Origin of the sequence: Streptomyces sp. NPDC015171, assembly GCF_043079545.1 — a bacterium.
Taxonomy (GTDB): domain Bacteria; phylum Actinomycetota; class Actinomycetes; order Streptomycetales; family Streptomycetaceae; genus Streptomyces.
Window position 1 is genome coordinate 59,275 of the sequence record NZ_JBIBUO010000019.1, and the last position, 16,683, is coordinate 75,957.

Genomic DNA, 16,683 nt, shown 5'->3' on the forward strand with positions numbered 1-16,683 from the left:
CGGACCGCTGCGGGCTCCTGCGCCGGATGCCGCGTTCGCCGACGCCCCGCAGGGCGCTGGCTCCCGCGTCGCGCTCGCCGAGTGAGCCGCATCCAGTCCGCAGCCGCGCCGCGTACAGGACGACCACACGGTCTTGGGATCATGCACAGGTATGACAGCGCGGGCCCGGGGTAGCAGGGGCGGTGGACAGCCCATGTGACTCTTGAAACGAGGGGGACACCCGCGATGCTCATGGCACACCCCGCCGTCCTGCGGAACCTGATCGAGCAGTACGAGACGCTGCGCGTCCTGCACGCCGAGGCCGGCAGCCCGCAGGCCCGCCGGCGCATGGACGACATCGCCTACACCCTCTGTGTGTCGACCGGTACCCGCGACATCGACGCCGCCCTCATCGCAGCTCGGCACCAGCTGCCCGGCGCCCGCCCGCAGGACGATTCCCTCCTCGCCGCTTGAACCTTCCTCGCACCCCTGCGTACGGATGACGGGGCCGAGTGGGAGTCCGGGCTCGGCCCCGGAATTACGCGTTCATGGCTGCTGGCCGGTCGCCTTCGGGGGCGAGGTGCGTCGCGCCGGTTGCGGTGCGGTCATGTCGAGCAGGAGCGGAGCATCGCGGTAGGGGCTGCCGGGTTCGGCGGTGCAGACGCCGATGCGCTGGCCGGCGGTGCCTTCCGCTGGCTCGACCCGCCGCGTCGGACTCACCGTGCGCAGAGGCGGTCCAACGCCGCCCGGCTCTTGTCGTCCGCGCCGCGGTAGATCACCAACCGCTGGTCCGGATCCTGAATCGGCATCAGTACTTCGAAATGCAGGGCGATCTCACCGGCGGCAGGATGCCGTATCGCCTTGTGCCCGCGGCCGCTGACCGTGATGTCCCGCTCGGCCCACAGGCGCGCGAACTCCTCGTCACGAGTGATGAATTCGGCGATGAGGTCGGCCAACGCCTGATCCTCCGGATGCGTGGCCCACGCGGCGCGCAGATGGGCGACTCCCTCCCGCACGACACGTTCGCGGTCGACATAGAATTCGCGGATCTCCGGATGCATCAGGCACAGCCACATCGCATTGCGCTGCGCCGGCGGCAGAGTACCGAAGTCCAATAACAGCCCGGCCATTTCACCGTTCCAGGCAAGGATGTCGTAGCGGTGGTTCATCAGCATGGCCGGAAGCGGCGACAGATCGGTGACCAGACGCGTCAGCGGCTGCGCTGCGGTGGTCGCGGGCTCATCGGCGATGCGAGGGCGCTGCCGGGTCAGATCGAAGAGGTAGGCGCGTTCGTGGGGGGCCAGGCGCAGCGCCCTGGCCAGGGCCTCCACCACGTCCGCTGAGGGCCTCAGCCCGCGTCCCTGTTCCAGGCGCACGATGTAGTCGGTGCTGACCCCGGCCAGTTCGGCGACCTCTTCGCGGCGCAGTCCCGGGGTCCGCCGGGTCCGGCGGCGGGACGGCAGGTCGAAGTCGTACGGGTCCAGGCGTTCGCGCCGGGTCCGCAGGAACGCGGCCAACTCCTGAACCGCATGCACGGTGCTGGTCGTCACGACCGGTCCAACAGCGAGGGTAGGACCGGCATTCCCAGGAACTTCCTTCCCTTACCCCCGGAGCGCGGGGGTCACAGGCTTGTCCTCGGCAACGGATCACCAGCACAGGAGGACACAATGCCGCTCACCCTCGACACATACCGGCTCCTTGGCCGCTCCGGCCTGCGGGTCTCACCGCTGGCACTGGGCACGGCTACCTTCGGTACCGACTGGGGCTGGGGCGCCGAGCGGGACGAGGCGCGCAAGCTGTTCGACCTCTACGTCGGGCGCGGCGGAAACTTCATCGACACCGCCGTCACCTACACCAATGGCAGCTCCGAGCGCCTGCTGGGCGAATTCGCCCGCGACAACCGCGAAAGCCTGGTCCTGGCAACGAAATACACGACGCATCGCCGTCCCGGCGATCCGAATTCCGGGGGCCCGCACCGCAAGAACCTGTTCGCTTCGGTGGAATCCAGTCTGCGGCGGCTGAACACGGACTACATCGACCTGCTCTACCTGCACGTGTGGGATTTCACGACGCCGGTCGAGGAGATCCTGCGCGGCATGGACGACCTGGTCCGGCAGGGCAAGGTCTTGTACGCGGCGATCTCCAACGCCCCGGCCTGGCAGGCGTCGCGCATGCAGGCCATCGCCGACCTGCGCGGCTGGACGCCGCTGGTCGCTCTGCAGATCGAGTACAGCCTGATCCAGCGTGCCGGCGAACGTGATCTGATCCCCATGGCGCGGGAGATGGGCCTTGGAGTGGTCCCGTATTCACCGATGGGCGGCGGGGTGCTCACCGGCAAGTACCGCCGTGACGACCTGACCGGTACGAACACCGGATCCGGGGAAAGCACGCGCAAGACCTTCAACCACGCACTGGGCTTGATCACCGAACGCACTCTCGCCGTGGCTGACGTGGTGAAGGAGATCGCCGCGGAGCTGGACCGCACACCCGCCCAGGTCGCTCTGGCCTGGACCCTGCGGAACCCGGATGTGACGGCACCGATCATCGGTGCCCGTACCCCCGCGCAACTGGAGGACAACCTGGGTGCCTTGCAGGTCGACTTCACCGCTTCCCACCTGGCCCGCCTCGACGAGGCCGGCGCGATCGACCTCGGCTACCCGCACACCCTTCTCGCCGGCGACGTCGCCCGCACGCACACCCGGGGCGACCTGAAGATCGAAGCCCGCCGCTGATACCAGGCCGAGCACCGGGGGCAGCACAGCACTGCGGCTGCCCTCGGCGCGACGCGGTCGCCCGCCGTCGGCAAGCTGCGCGAAGGTCGCCGAGCCGGTGACGGGGGTGGTGGCGCGCACGAGGCTAGGGGTGTTCGTAGAGCTGGAGGAGGCCGCCGAGCGAGAAGCACAGGGCGCCGATGAGAGTGCCCCAGTTGGCGATGCCGGCGGCGATCAGGGTATCGGTGGCGGGACGGGTGAAGGCGGCGAGCGCCGCGACCATGAACAGGACGGAGCCGAGCTGGTTCACGGCGACGATCCACCAGCCGAGGCTGTGCGGGTGGACGCAGAGCTCGCCGTGGCAGATCTCGACGAAGCCCAGGTGCCCGGAGACCAGGAAGAGCAGGCAGCCGACCATGTCGGGCGCCCAGATCAGCCGGTTGACCTGCTGGACGCTCAGGCCCCTCAGGAACGAGTCCAGCAGGGACACGGCGAAGACGAGCGTGCCCGCGAAGAGGACGAAGGTGCTCAGCCAGTCCACTCGCATCGGCTCGTAGCTCCACCACCGCCAGCCGCGGGTGACCAGACGGCCTTGGCCTCCGGCGACGTGACGGGGCGAGTTGATCACCTGGAGCAAGGAGATGTAGCCGCCGGTGTTGAAGAACAGACCGCCCACGAAGTAGATCGAGGCGCACTCGGTGGCGTCGCCGGAGCCGAACTGGGCGATGGCCGCGCCTGCGGCGAAGAGGGCTCCGCCGACGATGAAGGCGACCGCTGCGATGACATTGAGTCTGCGCAGCCGGCCGATGGCAACGGCATCCGCACGGACGGTCCGGCTGTCCGCCGCACCGGGAGCCCGGACGGCGACCACTCCGCGCCGGCGCGCGATCCGTGACTCCCACAGCGCGCTGCCGCCGTCGGGAAGGTGCCAGGTGAGCCTGGTGGTGAACGGTCCCGCGCCTTCGGCGCGCTGCTCGGGCTGCCCCACGGGCCGAGCCTAAACCCAGGTCGGGACCGGATGGCGTGGGAAACGCCGTCCCTGCCGAACCGTAGGCAAGCCCGCTGTGACGTGATGCGCCGGAGACCGGCGGCATGACGAGCGGGGACAGCAACTGGCGTCAGATCACTGTGGGCTGTCCGTGCGGCGTGGTGACCGGCGACCACGGTCTTGCCTCCTCCGAGGTCTGGCTCCTCCTGTCGGACGTGTGACCGAATGCCGCCATCGGCCTGTCCAGGCGAACCACCGCCCCTCCCAAGTGATCGACGCCTTGGGGCGGCCCAACAGGTGTGCGGCGAGGCAGGCCGCGGTCGACCGTTCGAGAGCGGCTCCTACCTGAACGCCGCTTCTGTTGGCGGCGCATCGCACGGGACCGGCTGGTTGTTCGTTCAGGGGGGGCATGCTGCTCGCCGGTCCGAGATGTGATCTCCTCGCCCTCGGACGACAAGTCCGTTCCGTAAGGACGACAAGTTCGTTCCGTGAGAGGGCGGGCGCGACGCCGTTGTTGTGACCGCTTCCGACCGCTGAGAGTCCCACGGCGCCCCGGCCGCCCCGGCCGCCGCGGAGTTCGGAGTTCCGGCAGTGCTTTTTGACGTCACCCGCGGCGAACTCGCCGACATCTTCGGCGAGGACCGGCTCGCGATCCTGCCCGCCACCGCCTTCCCGCCCTCCGCCGCGGACACCGAGGGCGCCCGCCTTCTGCAGACCGTCGGCGTCCCCACCGGGACGCTCCTGCTGCGCGAGCCCGAAGAGGACTCCGGCCGGCTGCCACTCGTCCGGGACGTTGTCCATGCCGAGGACTGCGAGGACGCCCCGGAGGACGCGGGTGAATGGCCGGTCATCGGCTGGCTGCTCAACGCCCACCTCGCCCTCGACCCCGGGTCCGGCACAGTGCAGGCCTTCGACGCCGACGAGGACACGGTGCAGGAACTCCACACGGACGTCTCCTCCCTCGTCCAGGTCACCCTCCGGTTTCAGCGCCTGCTGGAGGAGTTCGCCTTCAGCGGCGACGACGGCGACGAGGAAGCCGACTTCGAACGCCTGGAGCGTGAGGTCGAGCGTATCCGCCAGGAGACGAGCAGCATCGATCCGCTCCCGTTCCAGGACGACGAGACCGTCTGGTCGGTGGTCGGCGAGGAGATCGCCATGGGGCAGCGCTTCAGGGGCAACAGTCCCGGTGCCCGCTCGCTCTACGGGTGATCGCAGGCCGCCTCCCCGCGCACCGGCCCCCGCATCGACCTGCTCGACCAGCTCCCCGCTCTGTCTGGCCCCGGTCGGCCTGCCACCTGTCTGGTGTCACGCGTTCCAGGTGCGCGTGCACAGGACGAGGTGGTAGCCGTCCGGGTCGGCGATCGTGACGCCGTGCTGGTCCCAGTACGGGTTGTGTGCGGTGACCCTGGTTCCCCCCGCGGCCAGCAGGCGTTCGGTCTGTTCGTCAGTGACGGGGGTGCCGAGGTAGACGACGAAGAGGTCGTCCACGGTGGGGGTGGGCTCCAGCGGGTCGTCCGGGTCGCGGGTGATCTCGAAGTGCCATGTCCCGGCGGCCGGGCCGACCATGAGCAGGTCGTGTTCGCCGGGAACTCGCTCCGTGGTCCGCCACAGGACGTCGAGGCCGAGTCCTTCGACGTAGAAGCGTTCGGCGGCGGCGAGGTCCCGGGACGGGCGGGCGATCCGGACCCGGGTGGATGAGTCGATCATGCGGAGTTCTCCTGTACGGCTCCGCGAGCGGAGCCTGTTGCAGAGTGGTGGCCGACCGGGCCGGCAGGGTTCGGGTAGTTGTCGTCAGCCACCTCTGTTTCCCCGTGCCGGATGGTGGGTTCAGCGTCGGGCGAGTTCCTGCTGCCAGACCGGGCTCTCGAAGTAGTGGTTGTCGAACTGCTCGGAGCTGTCGCGGATGTCCTGTACCGAGGCTTCGCCCTGGTAGACCCGCTCCAGCAGCCGGTAGTAGTCGAACCGGTCCATGCCCGGAGTGAAGACGACGAGCATCTCGGCCTCGCTGTCCGGGGCCGGCGCGAAGGCGTGCGGGACGGTCGGCGGGACGGTCAGGAAGTCGCCCTGGCCGAGGGTGAGGATCTGGTCGTCGAGGAGGATCCGCATGGATCCGTTCAGGACGTAGAACATCTCGGTGGCACGCGTGTGGAAGTGTGCGGGGGCGCCGGGCGAGCCCTTGTGCAGCGTCGCGCGGTTGGCGGTCAGCGCACCGCCGGTGGCGTTCGCGTCGGCGAGCAGCGTGATCAGGCTGGTCGCTCCGTCCTGCAGCGTCTCGGCCTTGTCGGCGCGGACGAGGACGGGCTTGGAGGGGCTGGTGAACGTCATGGTCACTCCTGGGTCTCAACGGTTGCGCCGGCCGGTGTTCCCGGCGACACCACTGAATCTATGCTCCAGAATGACCTTGGTGATAGTGCATTTAGAGTGCTGAATCATGGGTCAATTCGGTGGCTGCTCCGTGCGCCCGGGCCGTCCCCGGGCAGGGTGCGCCGCGCACGACTTACCGCCTGTTACGGCAGAGGGGTCGGCGGAAGTGCTCGAGCCCGGGGTTGAGTTGACGCTGATCAGCGGGTCGGGAACGCAGCCAGGGCAAGGTCCCATTGGTCGGCCGCGTGAAGCAGGGCGTCTGTGGCTACCTGGATTTCGACGAAGTACTGGTAGATGTCTGCTCCGCCGTCATCCCGCGGTCGTGGGGGTGCCGCCTCCAGGGACAGGTGTACGCGGATCAGCGCACCGTCCGCACTCCGGTCGACGAGGCTGAAGGCCAAGACCGGCTCGATGAACCATGTGTCCGGGGACAGCCAGCCGTCGCCATCCGGTCCGGTCACCGCCACCGCGCCCGTAGCCACCGCGCGCAGCCACGCGGACACCTGAAGGGCTTCGCCGGTCAGCAGGCAAGGGTCGGTGAAGGACCAGGTGGCCCCCTGAATCGTCACCGTGCCGCCGATGACCAGCCAGTTGTCATCGTAGGAGTCGCCGCTGACGGCAGAGAACTGGTAGCGGAGCGGGCAGAGTTGGACACTTCTTGTCTGATCACTCAAGAGCACTGGCCAAGGGTGTCACGGCTGCTTTCGATGTCGCACAGCGTTTATGAGGCGGGTGCGTGCCGATCGTTGTGGTGGCGAGGTGGCCGTCGGGAAGGGTAGCGACGGCGTCTTCGCCATGTCGCCGATCAGGGGCGGGAGTTGGGAGCGGTTGGGTTCCCGGGCGGCTTCGAGGCCGTCGCTTCGGACGCGTGCGGCGAAGGCGTCCAGGAAGCGGATCGCCGCCGTGGTCCGGAGCGTGATGGGGGAGCCGAAGCACGCTAGGGCGAGGACGGCGTGAGGCAGGTCCGGCGGTCCAGGGGTCGGACGAGGCCGTCGGCGTAACGGTCCCAGGTGCAGCGGGCCGTGGTCGTGCAGGCCGAGCGGCGCGCAGGACGCAGTCGTTTCCCCGCCCGGCAGCTGATCTCCGTCATGGGGCCCACCTTCCCGCGGCACCGTCGGCGGGCGGTCCAGACGGGCCGTGGGAGCCGGGTTCGGGTATGCCGCCGGGAGTGCGCTCTCAGGTCTGACGGGACGCGACCACTAAGCGGATAACTCATCCGGATGCGTGCTACCGTCCTCTCGTTAACCGGATTAACTATCCGGATGTTGTCGGTGTGGAGGGGTGCATGAAAAAGACAGCGGTAGTCACGGCAGGTACGGCCGGTATCGGATTGGAGACGGCGCTGGGGCTGGCTGCCAGAGGGTTCGCGGTCACCGTGGTCGGACGTGACCCAGGCCGCGGCGCCAGGGCGGTGGACCGGATCAACGCGGCGAACCCGGCCCACCCGGGCCGGTTCCTGCCCGCCGACCTCGCCTCGCTCGACGAGGTGCGCGCGCTCGCCGAGCGAATCGCCTGCGACCACGCGGCCTCGGGAGAACCGTTGAGCGTGCTGGTCAACAACGTCGGGGCGATGTTCGCCGACCGGCGCGACGTGAAGGGCGTCGAGGCGTCGTTCGTCGTCAATCATCTCTCGCCGTATCTGCTGACCGAGTCGCTGCTGCCCACCCTCACGGCAGGTGCGCCGAGCAGGATCGTGAACGTGACCTCAGGGGCGGTCGGGGTCGCGAAGCGCGTGTTCGACGCCGTCGAACCGCCCGGCGGCTACTACGGGTTCCACTGGTACGGCCGCGCCAAGCTCGCCAACCTCGCCTACACGCTCGACCTGGCCACGCGCCTCGACGGCACCGGCGTATCGGTCTTCGCCGCCGACCCCGGCGGCGCCGCGACCGACATGACCAACGGCACCCTGACCGACCCGAAGATCGTCTCGCCCGCCCTGCGGCTGCTGTGGCCGCTGGTGCGCCGCAAGTTCGAACGCTCGACCTCCGGTCCGGCATCGACGGCGGCCAGGCCCTCGATCGTCGCCGCCGCCGACGAGGCCCTGACCGGCCGGACCGGCCTGGTCATCGGCGCCCAGGCGGAACCGGTGGCACCGTTCCGCGCGGCGGCGGACCCGTCCGTGGCCCGGGCCGTGCGCCGGCTCAGCGAACGGCACGCACCTCTCACGGCCGCCTGACCCGGCCCCTCGGGACCGGCGCGGACGGAGGGGACCATCCGGATGGGTCATCCGATTAGCATGTTCCGCATGACGACGCCACTGCGCAAGGACGCGGCCCGCAACTGGGACCGGATCGTCGCGGTCGCCCGCGACCTGGTCGACCAGGGCACGCCCTTGCAGCTCAACGACGTCGCCCGCCGCGCCGGACTGGGAGTCGGCACCGTCTACCGGCACTTCGCCACCCCGGAGGCGCTGCTGGAGACCGTCGCCACCTCGTGCCTGGAAGCGCTGGCCGCCCACGGCGAGCAGGCACTGGCCGACCCCGACCCCTGGCGCTCGCTGGAGGGCTTCTTGACCCGGACCGTCGAAGCGCAGGTCACCGACGCCTCCCTGGCACCGGTCACTGCCGCATCCGCCGACACCCTGCCACGCACCACCGAACTCAAGGCCGTGCTGCGGTCGACCGGTAACACACTCCTCGACCGCGCCCGCGAAGCCGGCGCGGTGCGCCCCGACCTGGCCTCCGCTGACCTCGTCCCGCTCATGTGCGGCATCGCCCACGCCGTCACCGTCCTCGGCGGCACGCCGGCCGACCGCATCGGCACCGCGCATCGATACCTGTCCACCCTGCTGGAGGGCCTGCGAGCCGTACCGCGTACCGCGTGAGTTGACCGCACGACCACCGCCCAGGTGGTCACAGGTGCTCCTCGCCCCCCGCCGGACTCGGCTGGCAGGGGTCCGCTTTCGTGGTTCCGCCTGCTGGACAGTGCCTTGACGGTATGAGAGGGCTCCTGGCACCGTCCTGTGCTCATGAGGCCCGCCATGGAACACGGACGCGCGCACGTCGCGCTCGTGGAGCGGCGTCACGTCGATCTGTGCCGGCAGTCAAGCGCGATCTGTCGCTGAGCCGGCTGCCTCTCCCTCTTCTCGTCCCCGTTTCCCGTAGTCGTGTCCCGTTCCGCGGCACGACCGATCCGAGGATCCCGCATGCCCGAAATCTCACGCCGTGGCTTCGGCGGTCTGCTGGGCGGTGGCGCGGTCACCGCCCTGTCCGGTGCCGCGACCACCGCCGAAGCCGCGCCCACCGCGACCGCCGCACCGGCCGAACGGCCGTTCCGGGCCCGTACGCCCGCCGCCCACGCGTCTCGCCCGAATCTGCTCGTCATCCTCGGCGACGACCTCGGCTGGGCCGACCTGTCCTGCTACGGCGCCCCGCACATCAGGACCCCGAACCTGGACCGGCTGGCCCGTCAGGGGGTCCGCTTCACCGACGCCTATGCCGGGTCGGCGACCTGCTCGCCGACCCGCTTCAGCCTCTACACCGGCCGCTACCCGGGCCGTACCAAGGGCGGTCTCGCCGAACCCGTGGCCGACAAGTCCCAGGGCCTCGACCCCGCCCACCCCACCCTCGCCTCCCTGCTGCGGAAGGCGGGCTACTCCACGGCCCTCATCGGCAAGTGGCACTGCGGCTGGCTGCCCGACTACAGCCCGACCAAGTCCGGGTGGGACGAGTTCTTCGGCAACTTCGGCGGTGTCCTGGAGTACTTCTCCAAGCTGGGCCAGCTGGGCACCTACGACCTGTACGAGGGTGACGCCGAGTACAAGGACCTGCGCTACTACACGACCGTCCTGACCGAGCGTGCCGTGGAGTACGTGAGCCGCAGACACGCCGATCCCTGGCTGCTGAACCTCAACTTCACGACCCCGCACTGGCCCTGGCTCGCCGAGGGCGACGAGGAGACCGGCGCCGAGATCGCCGCACGTGTCCGGGCCGCCACTTCACCGGCGCAGGTCACCGAGGCGCTCAACCACTACGACGGCGGCTCGGTCGCCAAATACACGCAGATGGTGCAGGGCCTGGACGCGGCCGTCGGCGAGGTGCTCGACGCCCTGCGCCGCTCCGGCCAGGAGCACAACACGGTGGTGGTGTTCGCGAGTGACAACGGCGGCGAGCGCTACTCCTATCAGTGGCCGCTCAGCGGCGCGAAGTTCGTCCTCCAGGAGGGCGGCATCAGGGTGCCCACGATCGTGCGCTGGCCGGCCCGTATCGACGGCCACCAGGTCAGCCACGAGCCCGTTTTCTCCCCGGACTGGACCGCGACGCTGCTCGAACTGGGCGGCGCCCGCCCGGATCCGGCGTACCCCCTGGACGGCACCAGTCTCACCGGCTATCTCCTGCGCGGTGAGGACCTGCCAGAGCGGGATCTGTTCTGGCGGGTTCGCGCCAATCGTGCTCTGCGGCGCGGCGACTGGAAGTACTACCGCGACGCCGGCGGCACGGACCATCTCTACCATCTCGCCGAAGACGCGCGTGAACAGGCGGACCTGGCCCGGGACCGGCCCGAGCTCCTGGCCGAGTTGAGGAGGGCGTGGGAGAAGACCGCGAGCGGCCTGCTGCCCTACCCGCGTTGACCGATCAAGACCGCTGTGCGCGCCGCTGGCAGTGGCCGGGCCCGGTCCAACCGCCGCTCGGTGAGGGGCGGTTGGACCGGGCCCAGGTGGCGGGCGGCGCGGTTCAGCGGACCGTGATGTTGAAGACCGGCGAGGCGGTCCTGCCGTTGACGATGCGCAGGTCGTTCTTGCCCTTGAGGCCGAGCTTGACGCCCAGCGAGTAGGAGCCGTCGCGAGAGACGGGTGCGGACGCGGGCAGGGAGACCCACGTACCGTGCTGCTTCTGCTGCAGGGTCACCTTGCTGCCGGCCGTGATGCCGGTGGTCTTGCCGGTGGCCCGGAACAGCTGCCAGGCCCGGACCGAGGTCGTCGACGGCGTGGCGGTGATGCCGGTCTGGGCGGCCGGGGCCTTGTGTGCGACGGCAGCGGGAGACGCGGGGTGCGAGGCCGTGTCGGCGGCGGCCGTCGCGGTGCCCGCGAGGGCGAGGGAGGCGGCGCCCAGGGCACCGAGGACGGCAGTACGCACAGAACGACGCTTCGAGATCATCACGGAACCTGTCCTTTTCTGTGGCGAGAACGGCTTTTCACGCTAGAAGCGAGCTACATGCCATTCGGTGTGGTCAGCCATGAAGACGGCGCGAGGGAGGCGGGCGTTCACCGACGTTATGTCCCCATTGCGTAACAGCCGGACGGAACCGGATCGCCTGTCCACCCGGGAGGCCCGCTCCTCCCGCTTCCGGAGCCCGACTGATGACGCGGCGCGGCTCGTCCGATCTGTGTGATGGCGACAGCGGCGTACGTGTGGCGGCGCCCGACGCGGCCGGGAGATTGTTTCCCGCTCCAGGAGGCGCGGCGCTGTCCGTCGCCGGCGCCGTCACCCACCTCGGTGCGCGGGCCCTGATCCGTCACCCTCCGCCGCCACGGCGGCCCGCACCCGCTGCTCCTCGCGAGCAGAGCCGACGTCCCGTTCCAGGGGGGTACGGCTCACGGCTGTCGCGAGGTCCTCCAAGGCCCGTTTCTGCAGTTCCGCCTCGCGCCGCAGGACCGGGTTCCCGTTGCCGGCGGCGCGCTCCCACGCGTGGAGCGCCTCCTCCACGCGTCCCCAGTCCGGATTCCTGTGTTCGCGCACGTCGACCGCCGCCTGCTCGGTGTCCGCCTCCAGCGCCTCGGCGAACCGCTCCGCCTCGGGGGCGAAACGGCCGTCAGCCCGCGGGACGTGGCTCTCCATGAGCATCGCCGCCCGGCCGAATTGCCTGAGCGCTTCCTGCGCCTCCTCCGCCTCGCGCGACGTCAGACCCCTGGGGCGGACCGGTTCCTGCCTGGCGCGGTCGAAAGCCTCCTCCCAGGCGGCACGTGCCTCCCTGCTCGCCAGCAGGGCCCTGCGCAGGTCGGCGCGATGCTCCCGGGACGGCTCGGCGTAGCTGCGGAGCACCGCGGCCGCGTAGCGGCCGTTGGCGGTGAGCCAGTCCGCGAGCCGGCCCGGCAGTCGGGGTGTCTCCCATGCGGGGAACACCACGTAGGCCAGCATTGCCAGGATCCCGCCGAGCAGGGTGAGTACCACCCGCTCCGGGACCGTCTGCTCCCACGCCTGGCCGCCCATGCCGAGCAGGAAGACGACGTATGCGGCGGTGAAGCACTGGGAGTAGGCGTAGCCGGTACGGTTCAGCGTGTATGACAGCCCCGCCGAGACCACCGCCAGCGCGCCGGCCGCATGGGCGTCCGGGCCCAGGGCCCGCACCGTCCCGGTGGCGAGCGCGACCCCCGCCAGGGTCCCTGCGAGACGGGCCACCGCACGCGCGTACGTCCGGTGGAAGTCCGGCCGCAGCACCATCACCGAGGCGATGGGCGCCCAGTAGCCGTGGCCCAGGGGCAGCCGGGAGGCGATCAGATAGCCGAGCGTGGCCACCGCCGCCAGGCGGACGGCGTGCCGGAACACGGGCGAGTCCCGGCGGAGTTCACGGCGCACGGCCCGGACGATGACCGGGACCAGCCGGAGCATTGTCGGGCGCACCAGGAACGGGGCGCCGGCGAGGCCGGCCGGCGTGGGCGCCCTTCCGCGCACGCAGCCGCTCGCGGCGATCTCCAACGCCTCGCCGAGCAGTTCCACGAGCTGCTCGGCGGCCTGCCGCGCGGGGCCCTCCAGCACCTCGTGCTCCTCGTCGACGCGCAGGACGTCTGTGCTCTCGGGCCGCACTTCGGCGGGAGTGCCGCGGCGGACCGAACGGGCGGCCGCGTCCAGGACGTCGGCGGCCGCGTCCAGCAACTCCCGCGCGCGGTCCCGCCCGGGTCCCTCCGCCGGGGCCCCGACGTCCGGGTCGGCGAGCGCCGCGACCACCGGCCGGATGCGCTCGGCCAGTCCCCGGGGGCCGTGGAGGACGGGGGGACGGGTGCGGGCCTGTGACGGCGTCACGGCGGCCGCGTCCCGGGCCGTCATCAATGGCTCCGGGTCGAACGGTGCGGTCGGGTCGTGCCGCAGCCGGCGGGCGTAGTCCGCCACGGCGGCCAGGGCGTCGGCGAGCGCGTCACGATGCGCTCCCCAACGCCGGATCGGGAACAGCAAGATCAGCACGGCCTGTGTCACGCCTCCGAGTGCGATGATCCCGGCGTGCTCCAGGGCTCGCCCGACGCTCGTGGGCAAGGTGATGGTCACGAGCATGCTGCCCACGGTCGTCGCCGCGACGATCCCGGCGGTCGTTCCGACGGCCCACGCCATTCCCGCGGCAAAGGCCCATACGGCCAGCAGCGGAAGGAACGTCACGAGTCGCCCCGCCGCCAGGTACCCCACGAAGGTGCTGAGCGCCAGACCCGCGCCCGCGCCGAGCGCGACCACCTTGCGTGGACGCCAGCTGCGCTGGAAGGTGGCCCCGCCCGCGGAGTAGGCGCCGAGGGCGGCGGACGCGGCATACGCGGGGGAGACCAGCCACAGCGTCGGCCCGACGACGATCGCGACCCCGGCGGCCGTGCGCAGCGCGAGCAAGGGCTCCAGCCGCGTCTCCTCGACCGTGAGTCCGGATCGCACGACCTCCCCGAAGGCCCGCAGCCACGTCACGTGTGTCCGCCTGGCCGGAACGCCCTGCCGGGCCACCCGTTCCCCGGCCGATCTGAGGGGAGACAGGTGGCCCGGCGGCCCCGGGTCTCTTACCGCTTGTGGCCGTTGCCGTGGCCGTTGGGATGCAGGACCACCTTGGTCCAGCCCTCGTCACGGGCGTCGAAGTGCTCGTAGGCGGTGGGGGCCTCGTCCAGGCTGAGCTCGTGGGAGACGACGAAACTCGGCTTGGCCTTCCCGCCGGCGATCAGATCCCGCAGCGCCCGGTTGTACTTCTTCACCGGCGCCTGCCCGGTGCCCATCTGCTGGCCCTTGAACCACATCATGCCGAAGTCGATCGGGACCTTGCCCTGAGCTTCCAGCTCCCCCTGGGCCTCCGCGCCGCCGGGGTCCTGGGGCAGGAACACGCCCACCACGCCGATGTCGCCCGTGAACCTGACCGAGTCGATCAGACCGTTGAGCGTGAGGCTGGCGTCCTCGTGGCCTTCCGGGTCGTGCGCCTGGTAGCCGACGCATTCGCAGCCGTTGTCGGCGCCCAGACCGAGGGTGGCCTCCTTGACGACCTCCGCCGGGTTCTGCTCGGCGGTGTTGATCGGGATGGCCCCGATCTCCTCCGCCTTGCGGAGCCGGTCGGGCTGGTGGTCGGCCGTCCAGACGCGCCCGGCGCCCTTGAGGAGGGCGGAATAGGTCGCCATCAGCCCCACCGGACCGGCCCCGAAAACGATGGTCTGGTCACCCGGTTTGACATGCGCCATCTCGGTGGCGTGATAGCCGGTGGGGAAGATGTCGGCGAGCATCACGTAGTCGGTCTGCCGGTCGGCGGCGTCCTCACCCAGGCGCAGCGCGTTGAAGTCGCCGTAGGGCACGCGTAGCAGTTCCGCCTGGCCGCCCTGGTAGGGGCCCATGTCGGCGAATCCGTAGGCGGCTCCGGCGAGGGCCGGTTCCGGCTGCATGGTCAGGCAGTAGTTGGTCAGACCCCGCTCGCACTGCTTGCAGAAGCCGCAGGCGATGTTGAAGGGCAGGACCACGTACTCGCCGACCTGGACCTTGCGGACGGCCGAGCCGACCTCCACGACCTGGCCCATGTTCTCGTGGCCCAGGGTGCGGCCGGACTCGAACGAGGTGCGGCCCTCGTACATGTGCAGGTCCGAACCGCAGATGTTGGTGGTGGTGATCTTGACGATGATGTCGCAGGGGTGTTCGATCTTCGCGTCCGGCACGTCCTTCACTGTGACCGTTCGCGGTCCTTCGTATACCGCTGCTTTCATGGTGACTTCCCTTGATGTCGCGGCATGGCGGTAAGGGAAAGGGCGCAGAGAGCCTGACTCTCGGAAGTGCTGCGAGGGGGTCCGGGGCTCCGGCACGTCTCTCGGGGCCGTTCACCTGGGTCAGGTGGAACGGTCGTCTGCCGCCGGTCCGCCATGCGGAGCTTCGGCGGTGTTTCATCCGGGTCCCCGTCGGCCCCCGAGGCGAAACAATCAGGCACCGACCGATCAGCGGAATCTCCGGACCGGGACGACCACCGACTGATGGCACATCTCCGGCTGAGGTCACTGGCTAGTCTCCGTGGTCGTCCTGGAGCGCGCTGCGACGTTCCTGTTCGCGCTTGGAGTAGGCGGCTGCCCGGATCGCCTCGTCGCTCTCCAAGCCCGATCCCAGTGCGCCGCCCACCGTGGCGACCGAAGCGACGAACCATGACAACGTCCAGTAGTCCGTGGCATGCAGCGGGGTTCGTGTCATGGTGGCGAACACTCGGTCGTTGAGGATGAACAGAGCCCACACGAAGTTGATGACCATCAAACCCACGTAACAGACGAGCACCCCGATACCCACGGTCACGACCGTCGAGGCATTGTAGAGAGCAGCCCTCTTCCTGGCCTCCGGCGAAACCTCATCCGCGCGATGCCACAGTTCCGCGTCCACGATCAGCCAGCCGATCATGAGCGCGACAGACCCGACCGTGGCGATGACGAGGCGTGGCGTGCTCAGGGACGCGGCCAGGGTCCAGATGGTGGAGTTCACCGTGGCGACCGCTCCCGTGGCGAGTGCGGCTGCCAGGGCTTTCGACAAGCCCGGCACCAAGCGCCATGGCCGGTTGGCGCGGACCATACCGAGGAGCACCCTCAGGTAACCGTGCGGCCCGCTGACGACGTACCGAAGATCGGAGATCTCCTCCTCACCCACCTGGTCCGGACGGATGGGCGTGAGACGACCGATGAAGGGCCCCCGCAGCGGCTGACTTCCCGAAGGCCCCTCACCCCCAGGGGGATACGGGCCCGCCAAGCTGAGCACGGCTTCTTCCACGGCCTGCCGGGCCCTTGTCTGCAGCCGGAAGCCCCCCAGCGGGGGAAGAGACAGCAGAGCCAAGCCGTGTTCGTGACTCAGCTCCACGACGAGCTTGTGCCCGTGTGAGTGCAGGGGAAGGTCGGTGAGGGCCACCACGATGTCCCAATTCTCCGCACTTCCGCGGTCCATGATCCGACGCATCAAGGTGGGCGGGTCTTCGGTCCCCGCGGTGAAGGGTTCGCTCACCACCTCGATGTCGAACCGTCGGCTGTGGCCTGACGTGTCGGCGAGCCGATCGGGAAGTATCCGGGCCATACGCTGTGCGATCTCCGTCGGAGCGTCCGGATCCGCCAGGAGAGCCACGACCGTTACGCCCTGAGACGACACCCGCATGACTCCTTCTCGTCGGCTGCCCCTCCCGCGATCGCACGTGCCCACAGATTGCCCCCGAGGGGAGGTCGGCGCCACGTGACAGGTCGGCCCCCCCGGCCGGCACGTGCAGGCGGTACGGTCCGACATCCTCGCCCTCCCCGTGCAGGGTGTGCTCCACCACCAGGCCACACTGTTGCGTGCGCCGCCGCGCACACTGACTGCGTGCCACCCCGGGCCGGCACCGCACACCGCGCCACCGGACACCCCGCTTCGGTGTCCAGCCCAGCTCTTTCCCGGTGCTCGCGCGTGAGGCCGATCGCCCTGGCCCCGTCACCGACCGCCGAGGCCACCCGTTCGGCCTACCATGTGTCCGCATAGACAGGTGCCG

At 70.1% G+C, this 16,683-nt stretch carries 16 protein-coding genes; 7 read left to right on the forward strand and 9 right to left on the reverse strand.

The features are described 5' to 3' along the window. Positions 1–225 precede the first annotated feature (225 nt). Positions 226–453 carry a DUF5133 domain-containing protein gene (locus ACF073_RS35120; RefSeq protein ID WP_392075534.1) on the forward strand — a complete coding sequence of 76 codons (228 nt, stop codon included), beginning with the start codon at positions 226–228 and terminating at the stop codon, positions 451–453. Between the two features lie 242 nt (positions 454–695). Here ACF073_RS35120 and ACF073_RS35125 read toward each other — a convergent pair whose 3' ends face one another. Further along, positions 696–1,529: a helix-turn-helix transcriptional regulator gene (locus tag ACF073_RS35125; protein ID WP_392075535.1), complete on the reverse strand. Its 834-nt coding sequence runs from the start codon at positions 1,527–1,529 to the stop codon at positions 696–698. 117 nt (positions 1,530–1,646) lie between these two features. Between ACF073_RS35125 and ACF073_RS35130 the strand changes: the two genes are divergently transcribed. Then, on the forward strand, positions 1,647–2,711 hold the full coding sequence (locus ACF073_RS35130; RefSeq protein WP_392075536.1) for an aldo/keto reductase: 1,065 nt from the start codon (positions 1,647–1,649) through the stop codon (positions 2,709–2,711). A gap of 124 nt (positions 2,712–2,835) precedes the next feature. Here the strand turns inward: ACF073_RS35130 and ACF073_RS35135 are convergent, their stop codons facing one another. Then, a complete protein-coding gene (locus tag ACF073_RS35135) occupies positions 2,836–3,678 on the reverse strand; it encodes a hypothetical protein (RefSeq protein WP_392075537.1) in 843 nt (280 codons plus the stop codon). 591 nt (positions 3,679–4,269) lie between these two features. Here ACF073_RS35135 and ACF073_RS35140 point away from each other — a divergent pair. Beyond that, positions 4,270–4,887 carry an SUKH-4 family immunity protein gene (locus ACF073_RS35140; protein ID WP_392075538.1) on the forward strand — a complete coding sequence of 206 codons (618 nt, stop codon included), beginning with the start codon at positions 4,270–4,272 and terminating at the stop codon, positions 4,885–4,887. 96 nt (positions 4,888–4,983) lie between these two features. Here the strand turns inward: ACF073_RS35140 and ACF073_RS35145 are convergent, their stop codons facing one another. The 3 genes from ACF073_RS35145 to ACF073_RS35155 all read right to left on the reverse strand — a co-directional run bounded on the left by ACF073_RS35145 (position 4,984) and on the right by ACF073_RS35155 (position 6,722). Then, positions 4,984–5,385, reverse strand: a complete 402-nt coding sequence (locus ACF073_RS35145) for a VOC family protein (RefSeq protein WP_392075539.1) — start codon at positions 5,383–5,385, stop codon at positions 4,984–4,986. Positions 5,386–5,505: 120 nt separating this feature from the next. Then, positions 5,506–6,003, reverse strand: a complete 498-nt coding sequence (locus ACF073_RS35150) for a cupin domain-containing protein (RefSeq protein ID WP_392075541.1) — start codon at positions 6,001–6,003, stop codon at positions 5,506–5,508. 236 nt (positions 6,004–6,239) lie between these two features. Continuing rightward, entirely contained in the window at positions 6,240–6,722 is a 483-nt protein-coding gene (locus ACF073_RS35155; RefSeq protein WP_392075542.1) for a hypothetical protein, read from the reverse strand. A gap of 605 nt (positions 6,723–7,327) precedes the next feature. On the opposite strand from ACF073_RS35155, the gene ACF073_RS35160 reads away from it, so the two are divergent. From ACF073_RS35160 to ACF073_RS35175, 4 genes are all read left to right on the forward strand, one after another. Then, positions 7,328–8,218 carry an SDR family NAD(P)-dependent oxidoreductase gene (locus ACF073_RS35160; protein ID WP_392075543.1) on the forward strand — a complete coding sequence of 297 codons (891 nt, stop codon included), beginning with the start codon at positions 7,328–7,330 and terminating at the stop codon, positions 8,216–8,218. Positions 8,219–8,287: 69 nt separating this feature from the next. Next, on the forward strand, positions 8,288–8,866 hold the full coding sequence (locus ACF073_RS35165; protein ID WP_392075544.1) for a TetR/AcrR family transcriptional regulator: 579 nt from the start codon (positions 8,288–8,290) through the stop codon (positions 8,864–8,866). 156 nt (positions 8,867–9,022) lie between these two features. Continuing rightward, positions 9,023–9,106, forward strand: coding sequence for a putative leader peptide (locus ACF073_RS35170; RefSeq protein WP_392075576.1), 84 nt, complete (start codon positions 9,023–9,025; stop codon positions 9,104–9,106). An 81-nt stretch (positions 9,107–9,187) separates the two neighbouring features. Next, positions 9,188–10,612 carry a sulfatase gene (locus ACF073_RS35175; RefSeq protein ID WP_392075545.1) on the forward strand — a complete coding sequence of 475 codons (1,425 nt, stop codon included), beginning with the start codon at positions 9,188–9,190 and terminating at the stop codon, positions 10,610–10,612. A gap of 103 nt (positions 10,613–10,715) precedes the next feature. On the opposite strand, the gene ACF073_RS35180 is transcribed toward ACF073_RS35175, so the two are convergent. The 4 genes from ACF073_RS35180 to ACF073_RS35195 form a co-directional block, all read right to left on the reverse strand. Next, entirely contained in the window at positions 10,716–11,138 is a 423-nt protein-coding gene (locus ACF073_RS35180; RefSeq protein WP_392075546.1) for a hypothetical protein, read from the reverse strand. A 327-nt stretch (positions 11,139–11,465) separates the two neighbouring features. Beyond that, positions 11,466–13,640 carry an FUSC family protein gene (locus tag ACF073_RS35185; protein ID WP_392075547.1) on the reverse strand — a complete coding sequence of 725 codons (2,175 nt, stop codon included), beginning with the start codon at positions 13,638–13,640 and terminating at the stop codon, positions 11,466–11,468. 89 nt (positions 13,641–13,729) lie between these two features. After that, a complete protein-coding gene (locus tag ACF073_RS35190) occupies positions 13,730–14,905 on the reverse strand; it encodes a glutathione-independent formaldehyde dehydrogenase (RefSeq protein ID WP_392075548.1) in 1,176 nt (391 codons plus the stop codon). Between the two features lie 289 nt (positions 14,906–15,194). After that, a complete protein-coding gene (locus ACF073_RS35195; protein WP_392075549.1) occupies positions 15,195–16,238 on the reverse strand; it encodes a hypothetical protein in 1,044 nt (347 codons plus the stop codon). Positions 16,239–16,683: the final 445 nt, after the last annotated feature.

Excerpts from the sequence above, each read along its gene's own strand:
- ACF073_RS35120 (WP_392075534.1), top strand. The coding sequence starts at position 226 with ATGCTCATGGCACACCCCGCCGTCCTGCGGAACCTGATCGAGCAGTAC.
- ACF073_RS35130 (WP_392075536.1), top strand. The coding sequence starts at position 1,647 with ATGCCGCTCACCCTCGACACATACCGGCTCCTTGGCCGCTCCGGCCTG.
- ACF073_RS35145 (WP_392075539.1), bottom strand. The coding sequence starts at position 5,385 with ATGATCGACTCATCCACCCGGGTCCGGATCGCCCGCCCGTCCCGGGAC.
- ACF073_RS35150 (WP_392075541.1), bottom strand. The coding sequence starts at position 6,003 with ATGACGTTCACCAGCCCCTCCAAGCCCGTCCTCGTCCGCGCCGACAAG.
- ACF073_RS35160 (WP_392075543.1), top strand. The coding sequence starts at position 7,328 with ATGAAAAAGACAGCGGTAGTCACGGCAGGTACGGCCGGTATCGGATTG.
- ACF073_RS35165 (WP_392075544.1), top strand. The coding sequence starts at position 8,288 with ATGACGACGCCACTGCGCAAGGACGCGGCCCGCAACTGGGACCGGATC.
- ACF073_RS35170 (WP_392075576.1), top strand. The coding sequence starts at position 9,023 with ATGGAACACGGACGCGCGCACGTCGCGCTCGTGGAGCGGCGTCACGTC.
- ACF073_RS35175 (WP_392075545.1), top strand. The coding sequence starts at position 9,188 with ATGCCCGAAATCTCACGCCGTGGCTTCGGCGGTCTGCTGGGCGGTGGC.
- ACF073_RS35180 (WP_392075546.1), bottom strand. The coding sequence starts at position 11,138 with ATGATCTCGAAGCGTCGTTCTGTGCGTACTGCCGTCCTCGGTGCCCTG.
- ACF073_RS35190 (WP_392075548.1), bottom strand. The coding sequence starts at position 14,905 with ATGAAAGCAGCGGTATACGAAGGACCGCGAACGGTCACAGTGAAGGAC.
- ACF073_RS35195 (WP_392075549.1), bottom strand. The coding sequence starts at position 16,238 with ATGGCCCGGATACTTCCCGATCGGCTCGCCGACACGTCAGGCCACAGC.